This is a genomic window from Endozoicomonas sp. ALB032 (genome assembly GCF_049310125.1).
In the GTDB taxonomy this organism is placed as follows: Bacteria; Pseudomonadota; Gammaproteobacteria; order Pseudomonadales; family Endozoicomonadaceae; genus Endozoicomonas_A.
The window spans coordinates 6,126,427-6,151,691 of the sequence record NZ_JBLYNW010000001.1; the positions used below are offsets into that span (position 1 = coordinate 6,126,427).

General features: G+C 46.0%; 23 protein-coding genes. 10 read left to right on the forward strand and 13 right to left on the reverse strand.

Annotated features, from left to right (window positions below):
* Positions 1–585 precede the first annotated feature (585 nt).
* Complete coding sequence (locus tag ACO6VG_RS22880) at positions 586–1,149, forward strand: hypothetical protein (protein WP_422134409.1); 564 nt, start codon at positions 586–588, stop codon at positions 1,147–1,149.
* 124 nt (positions 1,150–1,273) lie between these two features.
* Here the strand turns inward: ACO6VG_RS22880 and ACO6VG_RS22885 are convergent, their stop codons facing one another.
* Positions 1,274–3,085 carry an F-box/WD repeat-containing protein gene (locus ACO6VG_RS22885; RefSeq protein WP_422475815.1) on the reverse strand — a complete coding sequence of 604 codons (1,812 nt, stop codon included), beginning with the start codon at positions 3,083–3,085 and terminating at the stop codon, positions 1,274–1,276.
* A gap of 262 nt (positions 3,086–3,347) precedes the next feature.
* Entirely contained in the window at positions 3,348–3,668 is a 321-nt protein-coding gene (locus ACO6VG_RS22890) for a hypothetical protein (RefSeq protein WP_422475817.1), read from the reverse strand.
* Positions 3,669–3,897: 229 nt separating this feature from the next.
* On the opposite strand from ACO6VG_RS22890, the gene ACO6VG_RS22895 reads away from it, so the two are divergent.
* A complete protein-coding gene (locus tag ACO6VG_RS22895; protein ID WP_422475819.1) occupies positions 3,898–5,082 on the forward strand; it encodes an RING finger domain-containing protein in 1,185 nt (394 codons plus the stop codon).
* Between the two features lie 78 nt (positions 5,083–5,160).
* Here the strand turns inward: ACO6VG_RS22895 and ACO6VG_RS22900 are convergent, their stop codons facing one another.
* The 6 genes from ACO6VG_RS22900 to ACO6VG_RS22925 form a co-directional block, all read right to left on the reverse strand.
* Positions 5,161–6,219 carry a ShET2/EspL2 family type III secretion system effector toxin gene (locus ACO6VG_RS22900; RefSeq protein WP_422475821.1) on the reverse strand — a complete coding sequence of 353 codons (1,059 nt, stop codon included), beginning with the start codon at positions 6,217–6,219 and terminating at the stop codon, positions 5,161–5,163.
* Between the two features lie 272 nt (positions 6,220–6,491).
* Positions 6,492–7,556, reverse strand: coding sequence for a ShET2/EspL2 family type III secretion system effector toxin (locus ACO6VG_RS22905; protein ID WP_422138427.1), 1,065 nt, complete (start codon positions 7,554–7,556; stop codon positions 6,492–6,494).
* Positions 7,557–7,810: 254 nt separating this feature from the next.
* A complete protein-coding gene (locus ACO6VG_RS22910; RefSeq protein WP_422475823.1) occupies positions 7,811–8,998 on the reverse strand; it encodes a hypothetical protein in 1,188 nt (395 codons plus the stop codon).
* A 193-nt stretch (positions 8,999–9,191) separates the two neighbouring features.
* Positions 9,192–11,828 carry an aminopeptidase N gene (gene pepN / locus ACO6VG_RS22915; RefSeq protein WP_422475825.1) on the reverse strand — a complete coding sequence of 879 codons (2,637 nt, stop codon included), beginning with the start codon at positions 11,826–11,828 and terminating at the stop codon, positions 9,192–9,194.
* An 87-nt stretch (positions 11,829–11,915) separates the two neighbouring features.
* Positions 11,916–12,755: a DUF2797 domain-containing protein gene (locus tag ACO6VG_RS22920; RefSeq protein WP_422475827.1), complete on the reverse strand. Its 840-nt coding sequence runs from the start codon at positions 12,753–12,755 to the stop codon at positions 11,916–11,918.
* 10 nt (positions 12,756–12,765) lie between these two features.
* On the reverse strand, positions 12,766–13,020 hold the full coding sequence (locus tag ACO6VG_RS22925; RefSeq protein WP_422475829.1) for a DUF1315 family protein: 255 nt from the start codon (positions 13,018–13,020) through the stop codon (positions 12,766–12,768).
* Positions 13,021–13,289: 269 nt separating this feature from the next.
* Between ACO6VG_RS22925 and ACO6VG_RS22930 the strand changes: the two genes are divergently transcribed.
* On the forward strand, positions 13,290–15,056 hold the full coding sequence (locus tag ACO6VG_RS22930) for a trans-sulfuration enzyme family protein (protein WP_422475831.1): 1,767 nt from the start codon (positions 13,290–13,292) through the stop codon (positions 15,054–15,056).
* Positions 15,057–15,199: 143 nt separating this feature from the next.
* Here the strand turns inward: ACO6VG_RS22930 and rhuM are convergent, their stop codons facing one another.
* Together rhuM and ACO6VG_RS22940 are read right to left on the reverse strand one after the other, a co-directional pair.
* On the reverse strand, positions 15,200–16,174 hold the full coding sequence (gene rhuM, locus ACO6VG_RS22935; RefSeq protein ID WP_422475833.1) for a RhuM family protein: 975 nt from the start codon (positions 16,172–16,174) through the stop codon (positions 15,200–15,202).
* A gap of 362 nt (positions 16,175–16,536) precedes the next feature.
* The gene (locus ACO6VG_RS22940; RefSeq protein WP_422134421.1) at positions 16,537–16,776 is read right to left on the reverse strand and encodes a hypothetical protein; all 240 of its coding nucleotides are present in this window, start codon (positions 16,774–16,776) and stop codon (positions 16,537–16,539) included.
* 275 nt (positions 16,777–17,051) lie between these two features.
* Between ACO6VG_RS22940 and ACO6VG_RS22945 the strand changes: the two genes are divergently transcribed.
* Complete coding sequence (locus ACO6VG_RS22945) at positions 17,052–17,519, forward strand: hypothetical protein (RefSeq protein WP_422451488.1); 468 nt, start codon at positions 17,052–17,054, stop codon at positions 17,517–17,519.
* Between the two features lie 306 nt (positions 17,520–17,825).
* On the opposite strand, the gene ACO6VG_RS22950 is transcribed toward ACO6VG_RS22945, so the two are convergent.
* The gene (locus tag ACO6VG_RS22950) at positions 17,826–18,695 is read right to left on the reverse strand and encodes a rhomboid family intramembrane serine protease (RefSeq protein WP_422134423.1); all 870 of its coding nucleotides are present in this window, start codon (positions 18,693–18,695) and stop codon (positions 17,826–17,828) included.
* 45 nt (positions 18,696–18,740) lie between these two features.
* On the reverse strand, positions 18,741–19,625 hold the full coding sequence (locus ACO6VG_RS22955; RefSeq protein ID WP_422134424.1) for an NAD(+) kinase: 885 nt from the start codon (positions 19,623–19,625) through the stop codon (positions 18,741–18,743).
* A 208-nt stretch (positions 19,626–19,833) separates the two neighbouring features.
* Here ACO6VG_RS22955 and ACO6VG_RS22960 point away from each other — a divergent pair, with 208 nt between their 5' ends.
* Positions 19,834–20,763 carry a DUF1853 family protein gene (locus ACO6VG_RS22960; protein WP_422412294.1) on the forward strand — a complete coding sequence of 310 codons (930 nt, stop codon included), beginning with the start codon at positions 19,834–19,836 and terminating at the stop codon, positions 20,761–20,763.
* A 105-nt stretch (positions 20,764–20,868) separates the two neighbouring features.
* Positions 20,869–21,378 (forward strand): DUF2780 domain-containing protein, encoded by a 510-nt coding sequence (locus ACO6VG_RS22965; RefSeq protein ID WP_422138435.1) that lies wholly within the window; start codon positions 20,869–20,871, stop codon positions 21,376–21,378.
* Here ACO6VG_RS22965 and ACO6VG_RS22970 read toward each other — a convergent pair.
* Positions 21,371–22,294, reverse strand: coding sequence for a 1-aminocyclopropane-1-carboxylate deaminase/D-cysteine desulfhydrase (locus ACO6VG_RS22970; protein ID WP_422412292.1), 924 nt, complete (start codon positions 22,292–22,294; stop codon positions 21,371–21,373). The genes ACO6VG_RS22965 and ACO6VG_RS22970 overlap by 8 nt on opposite strands.
* 127 nt (positions 22,295–22,421) lie before the next feature.
* Between ACO6VG_RS22970 and ACO6VG_RS22975 the strand changes: the two genes are divergently transcribed.
* The 4 genes from ACO6VG_RS22975 to ACO6VG_RS22990 all read left to right on the forward strand — a co-directional run bounded on the left by ACO6VG_RS22975 (position 22,422) and on the right by ACO6VG_RS22990 (position 25,259).
* Entirely contained in the window at positions 22,422–22,856 is a 435-nt protein-coding gene (locus tag ACO6VG_RS22975) for an RNA recognition motif domain-containing protein (RefSeq protein ID WP_422134428.1), read from the forward strand.
* A gap of 632 nt (positions 22,857–23,488) precedes the next feature.
* On the forward strand, positions 23,489–23,857 hold the full coding sequence (locus tag ACO6VG_RS22980) for a hypothetical protein (protein ID WP_422134429.1): 369 nt from the start codon (positions 23,489–23,491) through the stop codon (positions 23,855–23,857).
* Positions 23,858–23,994: 137 nt separating this feature from the next.
* The gene (locus tag ACO6VG_RS22985; RefSeq protein WP_422134430.1) at positions 23,995–24,207 is read left to right on the forward strand and encodes a hypothetical protein; all 213 of its coding nucleotides are present in this window, start codon (positions 23,995–23,997) and stop codon (positions 24,205–24,207) included.
* Positions 24,208–24,359: 152 nt separating this feature from the next.
* The gene (locus ACO6VG_RS22990) at positions 24,360–25,259 is read left to right on the forward strand and encodes a GIY-YIG nuclease family protein (protein ID WP_422475835.1); all 900 of its coding nucleotides are present in this window, start codon (positions 24,360–24,362) and stop codon (positions 25,257–25,259) included.
* Positions 25,260–25,265 lie beyond the last annotated feature (6 nt).

A 25,265-nucleotide genomic window follows, 5' to 3' on the forward strand; every position in this document is an offset into this window, starting at 1 on the left:
GGCTCTATATCAGAATGCATACTCCTGTTCTGAAAAGGCTTGCAATCGATGCAGACGAATGACTAAGAATCATGAGTTGCAATAATCGATTCTATCGTGCTGTTGGGCGAATCAAGGCTTTGAAGGCTCATAAGTACAGTTCAATTATGGTTTTGTGAGTTAAATTATTGTAGTCGTTTATTTTGACTGTTTGATTCATTTTTTTGGTCTTATACTTCATCATTTTTACTGAATAACTTTGGTGAGATGACATTGTGTGTCTTTTAAAACCTATGCAGTCGTTTTTCAACGCTTTATTGAGTTTGCCGCTATTACCAAAGTAAAAGTTTGAGCCGTTGCGGTGAATCTTAAGCAAGATGAATTATAAATTAGTTTCTAATTTATAAAATTTTTGCGTGACCAGACTTTTTCTATTTTTGATTTATCTCCTTATTTATTCTTCGCTTCGACAGGCTGGGGATAAGGCCCAATAACTACTAAAAATCGAGATAAGGACGCAAACGGTGAATTTGATTCAGGTGCTTTGCTTTTCCACGTATCCAATGCTACTTTTTCATCGTAATGTAAATTTGAGACTAATTTAGTATGAGACTCACAAATACGATTTTAGTGTTATTAATATGTTTACTTTCTTGTTATTCAAGGGCAACAGTCCTCTCAACTGCTACTCGCCTCATCTCATTGAATGACAAAGCTTTAACGATATCATTTAAAAAAAGCGAAGCTAGTCATACAATGCTTTTGGATGCTTGTGAATCATCCAGGCTTTCAACAATGATTGCGTCAGTTAGAATGATGAGAGCAGTGCTTTTAAGTGAAGGTCAACCTAACCCGATAGATCCGAAAGATATATATTTAGGGCAATTATGGAACTTGGTAGAAGCCGGCGTTGGCAATACTCCGTCTAATCTTTTAAGTACTTTTGCTAGCGATTCCCCATTTACCGGGCCAGGTGGTGTACTTGATAGAACTCTTGAGGGTTTGCAAAGAAACAAAGGTTTGAATGAAGACTTAAAGAAGGTCTTGCTCATGGTGTTGAAAATACTTAATGAGAATACTGAGGTTATAAACTCATTTACTGAATTAGGACTAACAGATAAGCTTCAAGAAATAAAAGAAGAGATTGAGGAGTTAGGTCAAAGTGGGTAAAAAACGCAGACTTCGTACGCGGTTGCAGCCAATTACGGGGTTGTTCTTTATCCTCTGTAGGAAGGCTTGTCTTTTTGTCTTTCACAACCAGAATGGCGCCCCTTTTATTTGTCACAGTAATCAATCATTCACTCATCCGTAGTTTATTAATTCGCACTCTATTATCACTACTGAAAGTCAATACATGGTTACCATCGGTGCTGAAAGTGGCTAATTCGATCGAACAATCATGGGAAAGGATGGCTTTTACGACCCATGATCCATCAATCTCCTGACCATGAATCTTTGCCGTTCCATCTAAATGGGTAGTAAGCAAATGGCGGCCATCGGTACTGAAAACGGCTGGGCGAAAAGAATCTCCATAGCAAATGATGGCTTTTTCGACCCATGATCCATCAGCCTTCCTGCCAGAGATTTTCCTGGTACCATACTTACAGCTGCTTAGGACATGGCAACCATCGGGGCTGAAGATGACTGAGATAATATTTTCATCATGGAAAATAGTGAGCTTTTCTTCCCATGATCCATCGTCCTTATGACCGTAGATTTTCACCGTGTTATTACGATCGGTGGTCACCACATGGCGGCCGTTAGTGCTAAAGCTGGCTGAGTTGACCCAGTGATCATGGAAAATATTAGCTTCTTCTTCCCATGCTCCATCGGTCTTCAGACCATAGATTTTCACCGTACTATCCTCACTGGCCGTTACCACTCGGTAACCATCGGTGCTGAAAGTGGCCGAGTTGATCAGTCGGTCATGGGAAATGGTGACTTTATCTACCCATGATCCATTGAGCTTCTGGCTGAGGATTTTTGCCTTGTAATCTTGACCGACAGTCAACACATGCTGGTCATCCGCACTAAAGATGGCGGATTGGACAGTTTCATCATGGTAAATAGTCGTTTCTTCTTCCCATGAACCATCACTCTTCTGAACGTAGATTTTCGCAGTTTTATCAAGACTGGCCGTCACTACTCGGCGACTATCGGCGCTGAAGGTGACTGAGCTGATGCTCAAGTTATGGGCAAGAGTCAGTTTTTCTACCCATGATCCATCGACTTCCTGACCATAGATTTTCGCCGCAGTAAAGTCACTGGCAACCACCAAATGACGACCATCGGCACTGAAGGTGGCTGAGTAGGACCAACTGTAATGTGAATGGGAAATGGTGAGTTTTTCTTCCCATCGCCCATCATCACCCTGACTACAGATTTTCGCCGTTTCATCGACACTGATGGTCACCAAGTGCTTGCCATTGGCACTAAAGACGGCTGATATGAGACCGTTTTCATGGGAAAGGGTGAGTCTTTGCTCCCAAGACCCATCGCCCTTCTGAGCAATGATTTTCACCTCGCCATTTATACTGCTGGTGACCCAATGGCGGCCATCGGTGCTAAATTCGATTCGGTTCGGACTGCCATTATGAGCAATGACCGCTTGTGTATCCAAATAATACTTTTTGTATTGAGACATCAGTCTAGCTTTGTTGAAATGGAACAAAGCAGGAAAATAAACTTTCTCCCGGTGATTGATGAGTGATTCAACTAACGCTTCATCTTTCGTAAAGGGTCGCAGCCAATTACGGAGTTGTTCTTTATCCTTTGTCGGAAGGATTTTCTTTAATTGATCCTGGTGTTGTAAAGAAAACCGGCGATACCATGCCTTTTCCAAGGAATGATCGTCTTTAATAAGATTGTTAAAGTGAGTAGATACCTGTTGTAAACCGATAATATCCCGAAACTCCAACAAACGAAAAATTTTAATTTGTAATTCTTCGGGCAAAGAGTGCAATGAAACTGTTTTCTCAATGTCCTTATCAGGTAGAGCGATGGATCTGCCCGCACTAACACCCGATGGCTCGCTCTCTATTGGAGTGTCCACAGGCTGTAGCGAGAGTGAAGCGACTGTGCTGGAAATGTTAGCGTTAGAGTCCATGCTGGGTTTCTCCTGAGTTACTATCTCCCCGGTTAAAGAGGGCATTCAAAATTGATGCTGTAAATTGGATTCGATTTTGAAATAAAAGTTCCATTAAAAAACTCAAAATACAATCACCACTCCCCCCAAGAAAAATCAGGAAATCTAGTTTCAAGAAGCTTATTATCCAACAGCACAGTTTTTCGCAATAAAGAATATAAGGAAGCACAATATAAAGATTCTGCGTTTACATACGAAAAAGTTGTCTACGCTCATTCAACCATCAATCCTTCTTGCGTAGTTCAGTGATTCTCACCTTGTTATCTCGACTGACGGTCACCACATTGCGGCTATCGGCGCTGAAGCTGGCTGCGGTGAATTCTGTCTTTTTTTGAATGGCGGCTTTTTGCAGCCATGAGCCATTGGCCTGCAGGCCATAAATTTTTACGACACCATTGATACTGGCGGTCACCACATGGCAAGCATCGGCACTGAAGCTGGCAGAGAGAACCTTATCCTGGTGGAGAATGTTGGCTTTTAGTTTCCATGATCCATCGGTCTGCAGGCTACTGATTTTCGCCGTGCCATCATCACTGACGGTCACAGTTCTTTGGAACCGTTTGATGACCTTTTCTTCGACACACTGCCTCAAAAAAGAAAAATTGTATTTTTCATCAACGAAAACAGCCAGTTAGAAGCATTTTGGCTGCATGCCCCCCCCCCCAACTGTCGGCCATACCTCCATTAGAACGAAACCTTCTGTATGCCCGGTTAGGAACTTTTTCTTGTGAAAATAGTCATAAAATTAACCAATTAGATAAGTGAGGTACAACATGAATAACATCAGCACTGGCACAGAGCCCAAATACGCTATGCCTGAGACTAAAGCCCATACTTCGGAATCAACGTCTCCAGCTAATAATGCAAACTTTAAGGGGCACCAACTTCAAGCTACAAAGTCATCTCGGCGAGTAGAAGCTGCTCTTCAAGGTAAGTGCAGTATATGCCTGGATCTTTTCACCAATACTGAAATCAAACCATTATCCTTGTTGCCATGCTTCCATGTGTACCATTCAGAATGCGTTACTAAATTAAACAAACAGTCCTGTCCTGATTGCAGGGATCATGCCAGTCCTTCAACGATTAAAATTTACCAAAATAGCACATCATTAAGAGAAGATTTGCCACTGGAATGCGCTGAAAACCTTTGTTCTGTGGTAGGTGCCAATGCCTCGATTAGCTCCGGCAAGAAAGCGCTCTGCCCTTATCCTCTTGCAACTTTCCCATATCAAGCGGCAGAAAACTTTCTGGAGAACAACCATGCTCCAATTATTGAATGGCTCCGTGAGTCATTTGCTGAAAAAAAGTACAAAGCCACTCATGTGCATTATGATGAAAAATATTGCGTAACAACCCGATTAGTACACCTTCACGAGAAACCAGCGATTGTGCTTTTTATGCAGCTCAAACCCAACGAGCCCGAGGGCGAATTCTCCTATTGGGCTGAAGATATTAACAAAGCGAAAACTCCAGAAGCTGCTTTCACAAATCTTCTGGAAGACATGCGAACCGATTTATTATTTATCAGCCTGAAAAAAACGCATCCAGCCATTTTTGACCTCAGCACAGATCTATACATCTATCATTATGATTTATGGAAATACAACGCTATTTTCATCAATGACGAACATAACTCCGTGCCTCTTCGCACCATTTTCGATCCATCTACTAAATCTTTTAGCTGGGATAGATTGAAACAGGAGCTGGAAAAAAAGGGTTTTGAATATAAGAAGTTATTCGAAACAACCCCTTCTGAAAAATTTTTAGCATTTAATCAATCATCTCGGATGGGAGCTTTTGAGAGGTGGGAGGTTGATACTGTCGACGATTTTCATTCCAATAGCCGGGGAGAAACTGCAGTCCCAGATTGTATCACGCCCAGCTCTCAACGCCCTGTTAGTGAAAGCAGGTCAGAAATTCCCTCTGGGGATTTGGATACCGATAGTTTCTTATTCTGATCTGAAGAAGCTTAACCGGGTGACACCCGATCACCACGAATTAACTCAGGTGATTGGGTGCATTACCTGCAGAGTGATCTATCTAAAGCCACCCATTTTCCACCGTGGTATTTCGGGATAATGTCCAATTGCTATTTGTATATGACGACTCATCACATTGGGCGAGGCACCAAAGCACTGAACATCACATTGATTAGAAAATCTCTTAAAATCATCAATATTAATCAGTGCTCCGTGAGAGAGGAAGCTGGTTTGAAGATCGTCGCCGGTAATGTGTGCAGCCAAATCTGGCTCCGAGAGAAGGATTGTTCTGTGCATGAGTGTAGCGTTAGGGTCATAAAAAATAACCTTCATGCATCCATCCTGTTTCTTTAATCTCAAGGCCATTGCGTGGTCAATTGTGCCATCGTTTTGTGAACGAAAATAAAAGTTCTTTTCAGCGCCAGCCGACATATTCCAATATTTTTTTACCAGCCCTGTAAGAGCCTCAGAAAACTTTCCCTCAAGGAAATAATATCCATCAGCAAATATTCCATATTTAGAGTAGTTTACTACTTCGTATGGAAAATTAGATGTATTTGCAAAGGTTGACTGTATTTTTTCTGAGGTATTTATTCTTTCAAAAGTATCTTTCCCACGGCCAAATACATTTTTGCCATAAGCCCAGGCAAAATGTCGGCAGACTATTTTTTCTCCAGGTGCTCTAATGTCATTGTCAGACCGGCAGAATTGACCATTGAGGTTTTTTCGAAACCAGGAATCATCAGAGTTATACATAGGAATTGGAACTATAGAACCATCCTGTTTGAAAACAAGTTTAACCTGAAGGCTTCGCCCTTTTTCATGCAGTTGTTTTATCTTGTTGGCAACATAGCAAGTTGATCTCTGGCAGGCTAACGGGATGTTAATGTTGTAAGCACTTAATGGTTTGTGGAGTGCTTTAGTAAACCATGCATCAGGGTGTTCTTTCATCAGCTTTGTGGTAAGACAACGCAAAGCATTGACAGAATAACCACCAAAACATGCCTTAATGCCATTAACAAGGGATGTTATGGCCCTGACTGGCAGTAAGGATTTTGAATGTCTGTGCCAGGAATGTGAAAGTGCCGACTGAACACCAAGATTAATCTGATCCATTTCATGATATTCCTTTCATTATCAACAATCATGATCAATTTTCTTAAACCTATAAGTACCTAACCAGTTGGTTAGAGTTCAAACTTGCCAGTAAGTTCAAATTAAATGAAAAATTAAATAACACCCAGTGTTTACCTGAAACCCAACTCAAAACAAACCTCTATAAATCGCCAAAAAATTTATAATTACCTTATAAATCTTTGGATAATATCAAGTGCCTGTATAGTTACTTATCTGAAACAAAAGTACTATTTTCCGAATACTTATTTCCACTATCCCCTTAATACAGCATGAGTCTCATGCCCAGGATCTATCATTAAATGATTACTCTTCAGTGAGCCACCAAAACTCCGGATATCACTTTCATCATAAGATTTCTTCCTATCATCAATATTCATAAGCACTCCATAAGAGAGGAAGCTGGCTTGAAGATCTTCACCGGCGATATATGCAGCCAAACCTGGTTCCGAGAGAAGGAATGTTTTGTGCCTGAGTGTGGCGTTAGGGTCGTAAAAAATAACCTTCATGCATCCATTCTGCTTCTTTAATCTCAGGGCCATTGAGTGAGAAAATCTTCCATGTTCTCGGGAACGGAAAAAAAAATTCTTTTCATCACTGTCCGACATATTCCAGTACTTTTCTACCAGCCCTGTAAGAGCTTCTGCAAACTTGCCTTTATGAAAATAATACAAGTCAGCAAAACAGGCTCTCTTAGTCATTTGACCATCTGCCAATCTAACTGGAAGATAGTATGACTCTCTTAATGGATCATCAGCTGTATTTGCAAAGGTTAACTGTATTTTTTCTGGGGTATTTATTATTTCAAAATCCTTCCGCCGACCAAAGACTCTTCTGGCATAAGCCCAAGCGAAATGACGGCAGGCTATCTCTTTCCCTGGTGCTATGGTGTCATTATCAGAGCGATGGACTTGAAAATTAAGGTTTGTGGGGAACTGGGAATTGTCGGAGTCATAGATGGGGATTGGAACACTAATACCATCCTCCTGGAAGGCAAGTTTAACCTGAAGACTTCGCCCTTGATCATGCAGCTGATTTACCTTGTTTTTAACATAGTGAGTTGATCCCTCGCAGGCTAGCGGGATGTTAATATTATAAGCACTTAATGGTTTATGGAGTGCTTTAGTAAACCATGCATCAGGATGCTCTTTCATCAGTTTTGTGTTGGTAGAGTGCAAAATGCTGACAGAATAACCACCAAAACATGCCTTGATGCCATTAACAAGGGATGTTATAGCCCTGACTGACATCAAGGATTCTGAATGATTGTGCCACGAATGTGAAAGTGCCGACAGAACACCTAATTTGATTTGATCCATTGCGTGATCCCCCCCTTTTTTAATTACCATAATCCATTTTCTCACTATATATTTAGAGCACTAAAGTGCTAATAAATTCCGCAGCTGTTGCTCAATTCAGGAAAAAGTAAAGTTTGCTGTTGTAGGCAGGATACGCTGGTATTTCTTCCAGTGTGTCAAAGGAGTCTCGGTTTGCGGGTTCTGTTTGTTCTGGGTAATGATCGAGTCTGCCAGGTATTCATAGCCTTCGCCCGCTATAGTAAGACAGATTGCTGTCATGACCGGGAGGGGCCGGGGTAACCGCTATCAAAAGGGCCAAGGTTCTCGGCGGTCTGATCCTGCTTGAGGTTTTTACTGGATAGCCTTTGCATCATTGCTTGAAACCAGTCCCACCGTGCTATTACTTCGGGATGATTAACATGCGCGGTTGCTATTACTAAAAGATGAGGCAACTTGATGGGTGCGGCACCAAAGCACTGAACATCACATTCATCAAAAGATTTCTTCCCATCATCAATATTAATAAGTGCCCCAACCGAGAAACAATAACTTAGAAGATCTTCGCCGTTAATGTGTGCGGCCAGATCGGGTTCCGAGAGAAGGAATGTTCTGTGCATGAGTGTAGCGTTAGGGTCGTAAAAAATAACTTTCATGCATCCATCCTGCTTCTTTAGTCTAATGGCCATTGAGTGACCAATTGCTCCATCGTCTCGTGTTTTAAAAATAAAATTCTTTTCATTGCCAACCGACATATTCCAGTACTTTTTTACCAGCCTCGTAAGAGCCTCAGAAAAATTTTCCTTATGGAAATAATATCCATCAGCAAAATAGAGATTATCAGTCATTGCGCCTTCTGCTAATCCATCTGGACGAAAATCATCTTCTTCAAGTGGAAGATCAGGTGTATTTGCAAAAGTTGACTGTATTTTTTCAGGGGTGTTTATTATTTCAAAATCCTTCCGCCGACCAAACACTCTTCTGGCATAAGCCGAAGCGAAATGACGGCAGGCTATCTTTTCCCCTGGTGCTATGGTGTCATTATCAGAGCGACGGACTTTACAATTAAGGTTTATAGGTAACTGGGAATTATCGGAGTTATACATGGGGATTGGAACAGTGCTGCCATCCTCCTGGAAAGCAAGTTTAACCTGAAGACTTCGCCCTTGATCGTGCAATTGATTTACCTTGTTTTTAACATAGTGAGTTGATCTCTCGCAGGCTAGCGGGATGTTAATATCATAAGCACTTAATGGTTTATGGAGTGCTTTAGTAAACCAAGCATCAGGGTGTTCTTTCATCAGTTTTGTGGTGATACAGTGCAAAGCGCTGACACAATAACCACCAAAATATGCCTTGATGCCATTAACAAGGGATGTTAAGGCCCTGACTGGCATCAAGGATTCTGAATGATTGTGCCATGAATGTGAAAGTGCCGACTGAACACCCAGTTTGATTTGATCCATTACGTGCCTCCACTCTTTTTTTAATTACCATAATCCATTTGCTCACTATATATTTAGAGTACTAAAGTGCTAATAAGTTCCGCAGCTGTTGCTCTGTTCAGGAAAAAGTAAGGGTTGTTGTCGCAGGCAGGGTGTCTGTTAAATGGGTTCTACCCTGCTTCCAACATAACAGCAGGGTAGAAAGAGGCAGAGATTACAGACTCTTGGTGACTACTTCATAAATATCGGCAGAAAGATCAGGCACTGCCTTGATTCGCTCCAGCGCTTTCCTCATGCGCTCCCTTATAGCTGGCTGGTATTTCTTCCAGCGTGTCAATGGCGTCATCAGACGAGAAGCGATTTGCGGGTTCTGCTTGTCCAGGGTAATGATCCAGTCTGCCAGGAACTCATAGCCTTCGCCTGTGCCTGAGTGGAACTGCTTCATATTCCCGCTGGTAAATCCGCCCAATAATGCTCTCAGCTTATTCGGGCTGGTGCGGTCAAAAGATTCATGCTCCTGAAGTGACCTTAGATGCTCCAGAGTGCCCAGAGACGGGCTGCTGCTTTGCAGCATAAACCAGCTGTCCATGACCACTGCGTCATCTTTATAACGATCCAGATAGTCATTGAGCAGAGAATCAATGGTTTCCCGACTCTGAAAACTGGAATTAATGACGGCGCCCATGGCTGCACGCAGGTCGGTCATATTGCTGGCATTCTTGTACTGATCTTCAGCCAGTTGTTGCAGACTGTCGTCTTCCAGTTCAACCAGGTAGCCGAGGCAGATATTTCTCAGGGTACGTTTGGCAATATCTCCGGCTTGCGGGCGATACTCACCCTTCAGGTGCAGAGTTTGATAAAGCTCCAGCAGTTTATCTTTGTGAGCCTCGGCAATGGCTTTGCGAACACGACTTCTGGATTCACAGATCTGCAGAGGGTGAATTTCTTCCGCCTGCTCAGCCAGACTCGCTTCAGAGGGCAGTTTCAACATTTCTGCTTTAACCGCTTTGTCCAGCTCTTCATCGGCGAGCACGACACCGAAAGCATCAACCAGCCTTGAATCAATCGCGGTTTCTTTGTCCTTCAGCTGTCCGTCGACCAGATCTTCAATAACCGCAGTGGCCAGACGCTGACCTGCATCCCAACGATTGTAACTATCGCTGTCGTACTTCATCAGGAAAACCAGATCTTCACGACGGTAATCGTATTTGACACGAACGGGCGCAGAGAAGTTTCTTAAAATAGAAGGCAATGGCTTTTCAGTCAGTCCTTCAAATGTCCAGGTGTCTTCAGCCGCTGTAACATGCAGAACCCGTTCAGTCTCACCAGCTTCGTTCAGTGGCAGGGCTTTGCCATCCTTGTCCAGCAAGGCAACAGCCACGGGAATATGAAAAGGCAGTTTAGTCTCCTGACCCGGAGTGGCCGGACAACTCTGAGCTATTGTCAGAAGGTACCGACCTGACGCCTGATCAAAACTGTCGGTCACGGTAACAACCGGCGTTCCCGCCTGGTTATACCAATGACGGAACTGGCTGAGGTCGACACCGGAAGCCTCTTCCATGGCTTTTACAAAGTCTTCACAGGTCGCTGCTTTACCGTCAAAACGTTCGAAGTACAGGTCTGAACCTTTGCGGAAATGGTGTTCACCGACAATGGTCTGAATCATCCGAACCACTTCACAACCCTTTTCGTAAACGGTCAGGGTGTAAAAGTTGGAGATCTCGATAAATGACTGCGGACGTATAGGATGAGCCATGGGGCCTGCATCTTCAGCAAACTGTGCCGTCTTCATTATCGCAGCGTCTGCAATCCGCTTGACGCCCCGTGAATTCATATCTGCTGAGAATTCAGCGTCACGGAATACAGTGAAGCCTTCTTTAAGGCTCAGCTGAAACCAGTCACGACAGGTGACTCTGTTGCCAGACCAATTATGGAAATACTCATGGGCAACAATCGCTTCTATACGCTGGTAACTGGCGTCAGTGGCCGTATCGGGGCTTGCCAGTACGCAGGAAGAATTGAAAATGTTCAAACCCTTGTTTTCCATCGCCCCCATGTTGAAATGATCTACCGCTACGATCATGAAGATATCCAGATCGTATTCACGACCATACACCTCTTCGTCCCACTTCATGGACTTTTTCAGAGAAAGCATGGCGTGGTCGCATTTGTCGATATTGTGAGACTCGGTGAAAATACGCAGTGCTACTTCCCTGCCGTTCATGGTGGTGAAACTATCTTCCACCATTTCCAGATCACCGCCTACCAGGGCAAACAGATAGCTGGGCTTTTTGAACGGGTCTTTCCAGGTCACCCAGTGTCGTCCACCTTCAAACTCGCCACGGGCAATATCATTACCATTGGACAGCAGTACCGGGTAACGGCCTCTGTCGGCAATCACCTTGGTAGTGAATTTGGACATAACATCCGGACGATCCAGATAGTAGGTAATTTTGCGGAAGCCTTCTGCTTCGCATTGGGTGCAGAACATGCCGTTGGATTTATACAGTCCTTCCAGAGAAGTGTTTTCCTGAGGACGAATACGGGTCACAACCGTCAGAGAGAATGAGAGACGGGTGACCGGTACAGTCAGGCTTTCAGAACCGAGGATGTACTGATCAGAGGTCAGTTCGGAACCGTCAATAAAGACACTGACCAGCTCCAGGTCGATACCAACCAGAGTCAGGTCGGGGGTATCTTGTCCACGATCTTCATTTCGGCGCAAGCCGAGTACCGAGGTCACCAGTGCGTGATCTTCGAACAGGTCGAAGGTCAGGTCGGTGGTGTCAATCCAATAATCCGGAGCCTGATAATCTTTCAGGTAAATAGCTCTGGGTTGGGCGTCTTTCATTTTCAACCTTCCTTTACCATGGCCGTGCTTTTGTTGTTAGAGCTTTTGGCTCAATAGGGAGAGAGGTATGTTTCCTCTCCATGCCGATCAGGCTGCAACTGATACGTTGACTTGATAAGAAGTGTGCTTACGAATATTGATGACACCGGTATCAAGGATCAGGTATTGCCCCTTGATGCCCAGCAGTACGCCTTCAATAAGCGGTTTTTTATCAAAGGACATAGAAGTCACTTTGACAGGATATTGCTCGACGGGATAGCAAATATCAACGACTTCCGGATCGGCCACCGGTGTTATGGCCTGTAATCCAAACTGTTCCTGAAGCGCTTCCAGCCGTGAAGCGTTCATCTCCAGCAGATCACTGGCCTGTGTTTTGAGATCCAGAGGTTCTGCCGTCCCTTTCAACATGGCACGCCAGTTTGTTCGATCATTCACAAAGGCCTTGAACAGGGTTTCGATTAAACCAGACTGCTGTCGTGTAGAGACTCTGACAAAAGGCAGGGCCTGGGTCGCCCCCTGATCCACCCAGCGGGTGGGTACCTGAGTTGCGCGGGTGATACCGACCTTCAGACCCGAGGAGTTGGCGAGATAGACGACATGATCGGTCATGCAGAACTTTTCACCCCAGGCGGCATCCCGACAGGTGCCTTCATGATAATGACACTTTTCGGGGCTCATAATACAGCTGTCACACTGGGGCAGCTTTTTGAAACAGGGATAACAGAAGCCCTGACTGAAACTTTTCCTGGTCTTGCGGCCACAGTGGCAGCAGTTGATCTCGCCCTGGTATTCAAGGGTCAGTTTTTTTCCCATCAGTTCATTCAGGGGCAGTCGATCATCGCCCAAAGGCAGCTGGTACTCCACCGGCTGGCCTTCTTTCAGTAGCGATTCCATTTTGCGCAGTGCGCCACTCAGAGGTTGAGTCAAGTTCTATACCTCAGTCTTTAAAGCGCAGAATGGTGGTTTCAGACGCATCCTGTCCGGATGCACTTTTGCAATTCACAGGCATGTAACCAATGCGCTCTTCTTCAGGCAGGTTGCCGTGCTCCCAGGCGATCAGAGCCTCCAGGATGCCTTCTCTCTGGTCCGGTGTCAGCATGTCACCATTGGGCCAGCGGCTCAGCTCCAGCGACTTTTTCATGTTCTGGTAAATTTCTGGCGTCATCTGGGCCAGAAAGTCTTTAAGCTGCATCAAATCCACTTATCCTCATCTGAATAGTTCCTGGTGGACAGTTAGCAATCCAGGAAAAGAATTTTGCCTTTCAGGCTTTTTAGCCCGTTACAAGGCAAAACAAATATGGAAGGATAATACTATCAAATCGCCACAAGCGAAAAAACGCAGTCTGCATCACCTTACCGGGATGTTTGCTGTAATTCCCGATAAAAAAAGCCTTAAGTGGAAAGTGCCACTAGCTCTGTATCACGAAGTCGGGGCATTTTCTTAATAAAGAGGACACACTCATGACTAACCAGATTCCTGTTATGCAGCGTTTGTCACCCATTCGCAACACTACCCGGGCTCAGGATGCCGATGCACTGGCCGCTGAGCAGCTTCAACATTTTGGTATTCAACCTGACACGCCCTTTGGCCAATCTTTACTCAGTGCCGCCAGCAGTCTTTACCAGGCAGGTTCCGATATCAGCCAGTTCGAGAGCCTTTGTCAGGCCATAGCCTCACTGCCTGAGTCGGACAAAATCAGCCACTTTAATGCCAAAAAGTTTCTCTGTTTCCAGCTGGCCAAGCTGATCGACATGCTGCAACCCAGCATGAAGCAGGATTATCATGCCCTGGGAATGGATGTCAGCAGCCGGGTTGTCAAAGGTGACTACCCTCTGTTTGCCAATGTCGGCGCCCTGTTCTCGGCCACGCCCGCCGTGGTAAAGACTGCCACTTATCTCTATGCCTGTACCGAGTGGGTCGAAGATGCCTTTAACGGCAAGGAAAGCACTCACCCGATTTACAGCCGCCTGCTCAACCCGACATCGATCTCTCTGGCCAACACCCTGACCGCTCTGGAAGCAGGAGAAAATGCCGGTGACTACATGACCTGGAACTTCAACAGCGGTATGGCTGCGATTGATGCCCTGCTGGCAAACCAGCTCAGGCATGGCGACATTCTGCTCAGTTCCCGCAATGTTTATGGCGGTACTTTCCAGCTGATGCAGGATTTCTATGCCCGCCCTGACCGCATGGCCGTCAAGCTGGAATGGTTTGACGGATTTTCTGGCGAAGCATTCAGTGAGAAACTCAAGCAGGTCGAAGAGAAATATAAGTCAGTCCTGAAAGATGGCAAAAAAATCCTGGTTTATCTGGAATCCCCCTGCAATCCCCACGGCAATGTGATTGATGTCGCCAGCATCTGTAAAAAAAGTCATGAGAAAGGTTATCTGGTGGCTCTCGATTCAACTCTGGCCACGCCCTTCCTTCATCGCCCACTGCGCAATAAGGACAAGAGCAAGCGACCTGACTGGGTCATCCACAGTTACACCAAAGACATCTCCGGCTCTGGCAGCGCCACTGCAGGTGGTATCGTTGCTGAAAGCCGTCGTATGTTCCTGCCCAAGAACACTGAGCATGAAGGCGTAAGCTGGCATGAAACCCTGTTCTGGGACGTGTACTACATCAAGGGCGCTTTCCTGGATGCCGATAAATCTCTGGACATTATCAATGGTCTGAAAACCCTGGAAAACCGAATGCTATCCAAGTGCATTAATACTCTGGTGTTCAGTCACTATCTTAATGCCCACGACCAGATCCAGGTCAACAGCCATGCCCTGAGCAGCCACCCTAACTCAGACTTGCGGGAACAGCAGCTCTATCTCGGCCTGCCCAGCCCGCTGTTCAGTATTGATATGGAGAAAGCCCGGATTCCCAGAGAAGCTTTCATCCGTTTCTTTGATGCCCTGGAACCGGCTTTTGGTCATATGGTCAGCCTTGGTCAGAGCAATACTTTGGTACTCTGTCCGGCCTTAACGTCTCATTCAGAAATGGACGAATCCGCCCAGAGAGAGGCGGGCATTTTTCTGACCACTATTCGTGTCGCCATGGGCGATGAAAACCCGAGAGATCTGATAAGACAGTTCAAGGCGTGTGCAAAACTTCATCTGGACCCGGTGATGCCGGGATTCTCCGAACAGTTTATGTCAGACGAAGAACTGGATAAAACGATACGGGAGACCCATCTGGATGTGCATTCCAGACATCTGGAATTTATGAGCAAAGAATAAAAACGACGATTCAATTATATCTGAAGGAACAGAGAACAGCGCCGGATGAAAAAGGCCATGATGGATTCTTTTCATCCTGTTCCAGAACTGTTGGAGCAGCGTGGAGCATTGACAAATTCAGTTGCAAGTGAAGTCATTTATAGTCAGGCTGCCTCAGGAGTCAGCATGTTCATAATCAAGCGTATCAGGGTATCTTTTTGTTTCGGGTCTGACTCTGCAACCAACAGAGTCAACGCTGCAAGACCTGTGTCGTTAATCACTGGTTGGTCTTCCTCGTTCATAAGGCGACCATTGCGATACAGAAAGTCTACAAACAGGAAAGCACCGCTGCGCTTGTTACCATCCACAAACGGGTGGTTTTTTACCACAAAATAGAGCAAGTGCGCTGCTTTGCTCTCTACGGTTGGGTAGGCAGGTTCACCGAAAGTCGTCTGCTCAAGATTTCCCAATAATGCGCCCAAACCATCATCCCTGTTTTTTGCAAACAGCTCTGTGGCCTCGCCTCGCTGAATTAATTGCTTTTTCAGTTCATGTAATGATGCCATGGCCTGATGCTCACCGACCAGGGTGCCGCCGGTTTGACCTGCCGGTTCGTTCAATAAGCCCTCATCGTAGCGTTGCAGCCAGAGAAAGGTCTGAGTATACCGGCTGACAATTTCAACCAGCCCCCTGCCCGCCTCTGCTTCCAGTTCCGGCGTTGCTGCTGCTTTGCGAATCAGCGCTAAAGCAGCTTCCAACTCTTTGGCGTTTTCTTCAAAACGTTGCTGGTTGATGGAGAAACCGTGAGTAAGGTGATCATTCAGAGCTTTTGTAGCCCACTGCCTGAACTGAGTGCCTTTTTTAGAGTTGACTCTATAACCAATAGAAATAATGGCATCGAGATTGTAATACTCCACCTGATACGTTTTACCGTCGTTGGCAGTTGTTGCATTTTTTGCAACTACTTGCTCACGTACCAGTTCCTCATCATGAAAAATATTACGCAAATGGCGCGAAATCACCGATTTATCTCTATCAAACAGGTCTGCCATCTGATTCAGGCTTAGCCAGACGGTTTTCTCGGAAAGCTTGACTTGTATATTGCCGTTACCAGCCTGGTAGATTAATAGTTCACTCATTGTTTGTCCCAAATTTATTATTCAATGCGTGATCAAGAATAGCCTTTGATGACGCCAAGGTACCTGCCATTTTATTCTCAACAAACTTTTACCTGCTGCAACCTTTGGTTTTTGACAGAAATAAACACTTGTTCTTGTTGTTAGTCTACTTTGCACAAACAGAAAGAAAAGATGTCTGGATAATGATGGTAAAAACACTTTCTACGGTGCTTCTATTATTGCTGCTTTCGCTGTCTGTTATTTGTCAGGCCGAAAAGCTGACAAGACGTTTTATTGTCGAGTTTGCACCGCATCAGGGGACAGGTTCTCCGGATCGGGTCTTTTCCATAAAGCATAATCTGAATACATTGCCGGTCAGGCTGCTAGTGCAGCCAAGCCTTGATATCCATACAGCCCACTCGTTCCGATACTCTGAGGTCGTCATTCCCGCGAAGGCGGGAATCCAGCGCCAACAGCGGGTCTCTGCCTTCTCGCGGATGAAAAGGCCAGGGGGGCACCGGGCAGTATGGTTCTGGTGGTGAGTCTGTGTGGATTCCCGCCTTCGCGGGAATGACGGGAGTGAGGCCGGAAATGACGGGAGGGGAACCAGGCTTTTGCGACACCCTCTGTTGCGTGGGAACGAGGGGTGTATGGATATCAGAGCTTAGCTGCACTAGGAGCCTGACCGAGAATAGCGCCCGTAGCGAGGACGGCAGAAAATTGAGGATGAAAATTCGGTTTTGTGAGGAGAATAGCGAGCTATTTGACGAACAAAAGCGTATTTTCAGACCAATTTGCTGCCGCCGCAGTAGGGCGGTCTATTCTCGGTCAGGCTGCTAGCAAAAACACCAGAGTGTCCTAGAATACTCACTGTCGTTATACGGCAGTAGGTTCGATTATGTTGAAGCAAAAGACAAGCCAAAGCTTTCTGCCCGCGCTATTGGTAGCTGTGTTCTTACTCTCTTCCCCGGATGCTTCTTCCGATGGTTTCGGGCACATAGAATTCTTACAGAAAATCGGGACCGATAAAGATGTTTACATAGCTAAGCCAGTGCAGGATCCATCGGATGCATGCGTTGATTATGTCTCACCGGCCTCTGTGCAGACGGTTCCGGGTTATGAGAACGGACAAACTATGAATATTCATTACGTTGATACGGGGATCTGTGACAGGTCTTGGGCTTCCGTGCTGTTCAAGGTAAAAAGTGAAAATCATTTTGGAAGATCAGCCCAACTTTTGTGGTTTAAAGATTTGCATCAGGATCCCTATGCAACGATAGGCGAAGATGCAGATCCAGACGGATTGTTATGGATTGACAATAGCGATAGCAGCAAGATTAAAGTCTGGGTCAGTTATGATCACTAGACCGAGAATAGCGCCCGTCTAGGCGACCCCGTAGCGAGGACGGCAGAAACACGATGGTCCTGCCCACTTTGCAGAGGGGACCTGTCATCATTGGCACAATCACCGGATTTTGTAGCGGGCATGGAGGCACAGCAGGACTTGGCAGATTCTTATAACGAGACCCTGGGTATCAGTTCCTCGCAAACGACTTATTTCGGGGAGGTATCAGAAACAATCATCGAACCTGCAGCTTCTTTCACCAGCCTTCTGCATTCGAGCTCTGCCGACGGCAACCGACAGCACCCAGGCCAGCCCCCTCCTTAACCATTAAGTCTTAATTCTGGACTTGAACATCAAAGCGGCCAGCCCACCCAATAAAGCCCCGGATACCAGTCCTCCGAGGTGTGCAGCGTTTGCCATCTGTCCCAGCAATGGCCCCAGAACACCGGTATAACCAATCACCAGCCAGACAAGCATAAAGCCGTAGATCGCCGGTGGCAGTCCCATATAAAAACTTTTGTCAAGCCTTTCACGTACCATGCTGTAACCCATCAGACCGTACACCACACCGGAAAGGCCACCAAACAGCACAGACCCCTCTGACATGGCATATTGGGCAAAATTTGACAGAACCCCGGTCAGCAAAACCAGCCCCAGCAGATGGATACCGCCCTGATGCATTTCGATTCTGCCACCCAGCACATAGAACATCAGGGCATTGAACACCAGATGCAGAATCCCGAAATGAATGAAGATCGGAGTGATCAGACGCCAGTATTGATGACTCTCCAGAGTATGTTCCAGAGTGGCATAATAGATGTAGCCATTAGCTAGCTTGAAGTCTACGAAGGTGAAACTGGAAATAGCCTGAATATTCTCGCCCAGATGAGTCAGGACAGCCACCACCAGACAAATCGCAAGAATCAGGAAGGTGAAGGGAAAGCGTTTCCAGGGAATGTTTTTGAAAAAGTTTCCCACTTCAGGTCCTCTTCGGGGAGGCGCCACTTCCAGCTCAAGTTCTCCGGATTGCCAGTCTCGGTAAAACTTTTCTACCGCTTCTCCCTGCTGCTCATTCTGGGTCCACAGTACCTGTTTCCCGGATTCCTCGGTAATTCTGTGGGGCACTCCCTGCCGGTAAAGAAAGTAGGACAATGCACTCAAATCCTTATGTGCAGAAAGCTCAAGCGCCCTATACATAGTCAACTCTTGTAATGCTCAAACAGGTAATTGTAGACAAAAATGTCACTCTGCATCCTCATTGGGATACCATCTTAATTTGGATCGACAGGCTTCGTAAAAATTGTGATTTAAAGGATGCAACAATCTCAGACTTTGCTTCTTTTTACGAATCAGGATGACATCATCAGGCATCAGCTCGATATCCACCTGCCCGTCAAAGCTGATGCGTGGATGGATTTCATTGCCTTCATGAATCACAAGCTTCAACTGACTGTTACCATCCACAACCAGGGGCCGGTTAGTCAACATATGAGGATACATGGGGACCAGCACAATAGCATCCAGCTTTGGATGCATGATGGGTCCACCACCCGACAGAGCATAAGCTGTTGAGCCTGTAGGCGTTGCCATAATCAGACCGTCAGAACGCTGGCGATAGACAAACTGGTCTTCAATAAACAATTCAAACTCTATGATCTTGGTGGACACCCCCGGATGCAGCACCACATCATTGAGAGCATCGCCACAACCAATGGTTTGACCCTGGCGCTCAACCTTGGCTTCCAGCAGAAACCGCTTCTCCATTCGGTAATGGCCATTGAGCATTTCGCCAATACAGGTTTCCAGCTCATCGGGTGAAACATCGGTCAGAAAGCCCAAACGTCCAAGGTTGACACCCACTACCGGAACATCATGGACAGAAAGCTCTCTGCCTGCTCCTAATAAACTGCCGTCACCTCCGATGACTACCACCAGATCACAGGTTTTACCCATGCTCGCCCGGTCGCAGACCTGAAAACCATGCCCCGGCAAAAGGCCCGACAATTGCTCATCCAGAGATACAGTCACTCCCTGCAACTGCAGAAAATCGGTCAGACGCTTCAAGGTGTCTTCGATATGGGCCTTACCCTGACGCCCGGTAATCCCAACCTGCTTGAATTCTTCCATCGGTCTAAATCACTTATCGTTGGTGAATTTATCCTGCCTGGATGACACCACACCCAGGATTGGGTGACCGTTGTTATCCTTTGAATGTAAACACACTGATTTGAATCTGTTACTCTTATTCATCACCTGTCGGCTTCTCACAGTCGGCAATGATCAGCCATCATTTTATTATTCAAAGCCATCGTTCGGACACCATGAACTGCCAAAAATGATTCGCCTCTCTCATCAGCAGATAGCCCGGGATGTGCAATGGTTACTCAGCAGCCCTTCCATCATTAACCCTGATTATGATGCGAGGTTTATCTGCCCGGCAACCTGCCCGGTGCATAATGCCCAGATTACAGGCTCTGGCTATTCAGAGCTAGTAGAGATTCTGCGTCAGCGACGGAGTCATCTGCTGGGTATCTATTATGAATCACTCTGGCAATACATCCTCAGACATTCAGAAAACTATCAGCTGATTGCCTGCAATCTTCAGATTCAGAATAATCACCAGACACTGGGTGAGTTCGACCTGATTCTCAAGTCCCTCAAGGACGAGGTTTTTATTCACCGGGAACTCGCCGTCAAGTACTACCTGGGTCTTCCCTCCCACACTCACTCGGCCAGCCCGTGGCACCACTGGATTGGACCAGGTCTGCACGACCGCATGGACAAGAAGCTCAACCATATGTTGCACCATCAGATTACGCTTTCACAGACGCTGGCTGGACAACGTGCACTCAACGCTCTGGATATCTCAGGGATAGAGACGGAAATACTTTTTCAGGGATACCTTTTTTATCCGGTCACAGGCATCTGCCCACCCCCGGAAGATTGCTCTGTTTATCATCCGAGAGGACACTGGCTACCCTTTAATCAGCTGTCGTCCTGGCTGGAACTCGAGGAAGGCGAAGTCTGCTACCTGCCTCTGCCAAAATCGCTCTGGCTATCGTCCTACAGAGGCCTGTCTGATACAGCGACTCATCTCTCCGGAGACGAACTGATCAAGCGCCTGCAACTGCAACTATCCAACAGTGCCCGCCCTCAAATGGTGGTTCGATGCCATAAAAAAGAGGGTGAACTGTGTGAAAACAGTCGTTTTTTTGTGGTGCCCGATGACTGGGAAGCCAGGGCGAGAATAGCCGCCAAAATATAAACGACTCTTGTTAACCAATCATTTTTATATAACAATTTGTAACAACTATTTATCGGCATTGATAAATAATTAAAAGGATTACTTTTGCTAATAGGGTATTGTTTTATGAAACGCCGGAGCTTCTTCATCAACCGTTTCTGCAGTAAGCTGTTCTTCATTCTTGCCACTCTTTTTGTTCTGCAATCACCGGCAAGTCATGCCATGGGGTTGATTGATACCCTGACCAGCCAACTAAATGTCAGCAAGTTCCAGGCCGAAGGAGGTGCAGGCGCCCTTCTTCAGTTAGCCAACTCCCAATTATCAAAAGAAGACTTCAGTGTAATCAAGGAAGCTCTACCGGAAACATCGGACTTATTAAAGGCAGCTCCGGAAGTGACCCATGACAAAAACTCATCGTCGCTGTTAAGCAGTTCCAGTTTACTGGGCAATTTCGACACCCTGAGTCAGCAGTTTACAAAACTGGGTCTGAAGGACGAGATGATTTCGAAGTTTTCAACCATACTGATCGATTATCTCAAGGCTAGCCCCAGTGGCAAAGCCGCCGGGCTGTTAAGTTCGGCTCTTCCTTCGGGGATAACCGATACCGTGGGCTCGCTGATTAATAAATTCAAGTAGCCCACTCCCTGAAGCCACGACGCCCCTGGAGGCCGCCGGTATGAATGAGTAGCAGCCTGCTGATCCCCGACAGCCCTCCCGATTGGGCCATCTTTTTCAGAGCGAAAAATAGTTTACCCGTATAAACCGGGTCCAGAGGGACTCCGGTTTCCCGCTCGAATTCCAGAATAAACTGAATAAGACCGGGGGTGGTTTTGCCATAGCCGCCACAATGGTAATCGAGCTCAAGATTCCATCGTGTTGCGGCCGGGGAGAGATACTGCTGAATATCATCCTTCAGAAAGCCTGCTCCCCTGAGCACGGCAACCCCCCTCACGCGGGTGTCACTGCCTGCACTGCGAATAATGCCGGCCATGGTGGCTCCGGTACCACAGGCGAGCCAGATCTCATCATATTCCGAAGCCCGGATGGAGCCTGCGTCAAGAATATCCTCACATCCCCTGACACCCTCTTCGCCCGAGCCTCCTTCGGGAACAATCATCAGCTGATCCAGAGAGAGCGACAGTTGTTTTAAAAGCGCCTGCTGATACTCAGTCTCGTATCGCTTCTTATAATCAGCACGACTGACATAGATCAGTCTCATACCCCAGCGTTCTGCATCCTGCAACATGGCAGAAGGTTTAGCCGGTTTCTCACCGCGAATAATGCCTATTGTCTGAAAGCCAGACCGATAACCTGCGGCCGCCATAGCATGAAGATGATTAGACCAGGCGCCACCAAAACTTAAAAGTGTTCTGATCTTTCTTGAATGCGCTTCAATGAGAAAGTATTTAAGCTTGAACCACTTGTTACCGCTGATTAGCGGATCAACTTGATCAAGGCGAAGGATATCAACAGCAATAGGGCAATTACCTACGAGATAAGTATTTATTCTTTCAACAGGTACACTATTACCAATAAGATTTAAAAAACACATAACCCTGTTTGCTCTTCTGGTTTAACTCTGAGTAAACGAAGATGGCGCAATATGCCAGTGATACAAACGATATCAGTAATAAATAATAAATATAACAAGCCTTCATTCCACTGATCTACGTGCTACAATGGAATCTCACTTAAACATTGTACTCTTACCTGATACCCGAAAAGACAGTGTCTCCAACGACACTTGGTGCTTTGAAAGGTCGCAGAAAAGCAGCTACAGCGTCCCCGGAGATAGAGGAAAAATGGCAAACAAACTGTTCGTTGGTAACCTGGCCTTCGCCGCAACAGAACAAGATCTGGAAGAGGCTTTTGGTGCCTTCGGCGAAATCGAGGAGGCGAAAATTATCCTTGATCGTGAAACCGGTCGTTCTCGTGGCTTTGCTTTCGTAACTTTCAGTTCCGCAGATGCTGCAGAAGCAGCTCTTGCTCTGGATGGTCAGGATGTGGCGGGTCGCAGCATCCGCGTCAGTATCGCAACCGAACGTCCCCGCAACAACAACGGCGGCGCTCGTCGTGGCTTTGGTGGTAATCGTGAAGGCGGTCGTCGCTTTTGACAAAAAGCACGTTCCGCTTCCAAAAAAGCTGGTTCAGTACTAGCTTTTTTTTCGCCTGAAACCTGGCCATCTGTGAATAAAAAAAACGACTACCCAAAGATAATCGTTTTTATGTATGGCGGTGGGTGGGGAACCGTTTGCAGAATTTTCTGATAACAGCCATATTTCAAATTTTTATAAATAGATCCACTGAAATATCAGTAGTTGGTGTATAGCGTACCAACGTTCAAAGTTATAAAATCTTCATCCCAGTCAACAACATCAAATGCCACGTCAATGAGCCGAAACGAGCGCAACGTTCAATTTTACGATTTCTATCTCACAGCACGGGATGTGAGCCTGAAAGGTGTTAAGTTCCCCTGCTCTGTTGATTTTTTGACCCTTGCCACCCACTGGCAAGAGTTAAGTGAAAAAAATAGGACGTCCATATAAAGGAAAAAAATAAAAAATGTTAGTTTGTCAAATATAAGGGTGTCCAATTATTTCAGTTAAGAATCATCCATGCAGTATGGCATCACACCAGCTTTCCTATTGTCGCCCCCTTTCTCGATGAAAATAACTGCCTGACACCGGATGCTTATGTTCCAGCTTCTGATAAATCACACCCGCTCTACCATGCAATAGAGTACCTATTGAAAGGGGTAGAGCTGGAACTACCACCAGGCGTTAGTTTCAGAGATAAAAAAGGAAATCTGCGAACCGCTGCCCGCATTCGCTGGTGGGATGAACAAGCGATTCATTGGTCAAATGCAACCATCGGGACAGGACAAGCAGAATTGCCGAACACTCCACTGCCCGAACAAAGTTATCGCTACACGGATACAGTACCGTTATTTGTCGGGCATTACTGGATGAGTGGACAGCCCGGGCCAATGAGTGACCAGGTTGCCTGTGTTGACTACAGCGTTGCACGCCCTGGGGGAAGACTGGTGGCTTATCGTTGGTCGGGTGAGCAGAAGCTTATTCAGGATAACTTTACTTGGATAGACAGAAATCAATAATAACCAAATGTTATGCATGAGCGCTCTTGATATTGCTTACAACCATTGAAAGAAACAGGTCGGGAATCTGTTCTCAGAAATCATATGTGGCGTTATTGAAGAAAAATAACCGTCGGCTGCTGTAAGGAACTTTTATTATGGATTTGGAATTGATGTTTAATTTACTCGCCTGGGGATTCTTTCTCTCTGGGTGTTACTTTGCCTTTAAACTTATCATTGGTGGCATCATCAGGCTTGCCGATCAGGAGCTGACCTTTGGGTATGTCATCAAATACTGTCTTTTGACTGGGTTATTTTTTGTTTTTGGGCTGACCTCGTTTTTTCTGGGTATAGGCTCTGGGAGTTGGTAGCTGAGAATTCTGCTCAAACAACCGCTTGTACGACATATCACGTGCTACCGTGATTGATGACAGTAGAATCCAATTGTTTACTTTTGGTATTGTTACCTCCGGCAAACAAAGACTTGAAATCACCGGTTTAAAATGACCTCTCGATTAAGCTTATGCAACCAGCCACAATCAAACTCTTCCTCGTCAAGGGCAGCCCAACAGGCCTTCGTACCGCAGAGATCTCAAACTGGACCGGCAAGGCCATTGCTGGCCCCCGCAGTGATCTTGATGACTTTCTGAGCCGCCCAGAACTTAAAAGTCCGGGAGTTTATCTGCTCTCTGGTATTGATGCAGATTCAAACGAGCCTGTGATCTACATTGGTGAAGCAGAGGACGTTTCCAGTCGTCTTAAGCAGCACGCCAAAAATGAAAATAAGGACTACTGGGTTCATACATCAGCGTTCGTCAGCAAAGACGATAACCTGACCAAAGCTCATATTCGTTACATTGAAGGAAAGCTGATCCAACAGGCCCACAACAGCAAGCGAGTGGTTGTGATGAACAGTGCCTCCAGTGGTTCTTCACTGCCTGAAGCCGATCGTGCTGAGATGGATGTTTACATAGAAAGGATGCTGCAATTATTACCCGTACTGGGCATTCACCACCTAACATCCACCAGCCTTTCTCCTGAAAAACCCAAGCTTCTTAACCCTGACAAACCTTCTGATGCTTCTAACCAGATACTCTTATGCAAAGTGAAAGGAAAGCTCACAGCAACAGGAAAGCGATCAGAAGGCGGGTTCACTATTTTCCAAGGGTCTCAAGCGGTAGAGCAAGCGGTTGACTCCTGCCCAGAAAGAATAATCAAGCTTAGATCAAAGCTCATTGAAAAAGGCATACTGGCTCTTGATGACAGCTGTTATATTTTTACTGAGGACTATGAATTCACCAGCCCCAGTGCAGCTGCCGCCATAATCAGAGGTCAAAGCACCAATGGTTTAACTGCCTGGAGAACAGATGATAATCGCACGTTGAAAGACTTGGAAAGGGAGCCTGCGTACAAGTCTCTCTAACTGCGC

Coding starts and splice junctions, on each gene's coding strand:
- ACO6VG_RS22880 (WP_422134409.1), top strand. CDS start 586: ATGAGACTCACAAATACGATTTTAGTGTTATTAATATGTTTACTTTCT.
- ACO6VG_RS22885 (WP_422475815.1), bottom strand. CDS start 3,085: ATGGACTCTAACGCTAACATTTCCAGCACAGTCGCTTCACTCTCGCTA.
- ACO6VG_RS22895 (WP_422475819.1), top strand. CDS start 3,898: ATGAATAACATCAGCACTGGCACAGAGCCCAAATACGCTATGCCTGAG.
- ACO6VG_RS22900 (WP_422475821.1), bottom strand. CDS start 6,219: ATGGATCAGATTAATCTTGGTGTTCAGTCGGCACTTTCACATTCCTGG.
- ACO6VG_RS22905 (WP_422138427.1), bottom strand. CDS start 7,556: ATGGATCAAATCAAATTAGGTGTTCTGTCGGCACTTTCACATTCGTGG.
- ACO6VG_RS22910 (WP_422475823.1), bottom strand. CDS start 8,998: ATGGATCAAATCAAACTGGGTGTTCAGTCGGCACTTTCACATTCATGG.
- pepN (WP_422475825.1), bottom strand. CDS start 11,828: ATGAAAGACGCCCAACCCAGAGCTATTTACCTGAAAGATTATCAGGCT.
- ACO6VG_RS22925 (WP_422475829.1), bottom strand. CDS start 13,020: ATGCAGCTTAAAGACTTTCTGGCCCAGATGACGCCAGAAATTTACCAG.
- ACO6VG_RS22930 (WP_422475831.1), top strand. CDS start 13,290: ATGACTAACCAGATTCCTGTTATGCAGCGTTTGTCACCCATTCGCAAC.
- rhuM (WP_422475833.1), bottom strand. CDS start 16,174: ATGAGTGAACTATTAATCTACCAGGCTGGTAACGGCAATATACAAGTC.
- ACO6VG_RS22945 (WP_422451488.1), top strand. CDS start 17,052: ATGTTGAAGCAAAAGACAAGCCAAAGCTTTCTGCCCGCGCTATTGGTA.
- ACO6VG_RS22950 (WP_422134423.1), bottom strand. CDS start 18,695: ATGTATAGGGCGCTTGAGCTTTCTGCACATAAGGATTTGAGTGCATTG.
- ACO6VG_RS22955 (WP_422134424.1), bottom strand. CDS start 19,625: ATGGAAGAATTCAAGCAGGTTGGGATTACCGGGCGTCAGGGTAAGGCC.
- ACO6VG_RS22960 (WP_422412294.1), top strand. CDS start 19,834: ATGATTCGCCTCTCTCATCAGCAGATAGCCCGGGATGTGCAATGGTTA.
- ACO6VG_RS22965 (WP_422138435.1), top strand. CDS start 20,869: ATGAAACGCCGGAGCTTCTTCATCAACCGTTTCTGCAGTAAGCTGTTC.
- ACO6VG_RS22970 (WP_422412292.1), bottom strand. CDS start 22,294: ATGTGTTTTTTAAATCTTATTGGTAATAGTGTACCTGTTGAAAGAATA.
- ACO6VG_RS22975 (WP_422134428.1), top strand. CDS start 22,422: ATGGAATCTCACTTAAACATTGTACTCTTACCTGATACCCGAAAAGAC.
- ACO6VG_RS22985 (WP_422134430.1), top strand. CDS start 23,995: ATGGATTTGGAATTGATGTTTAATTTACTCGCCTGGGGATTCTTTCTC.
- ACO6VG_RS22990 (WP_422475835.1), top strand. CDS start 24,360: ATGCAACCAGCCACAATCAAACTCTTCCTCGTCAAGGGCAGCCCAACA.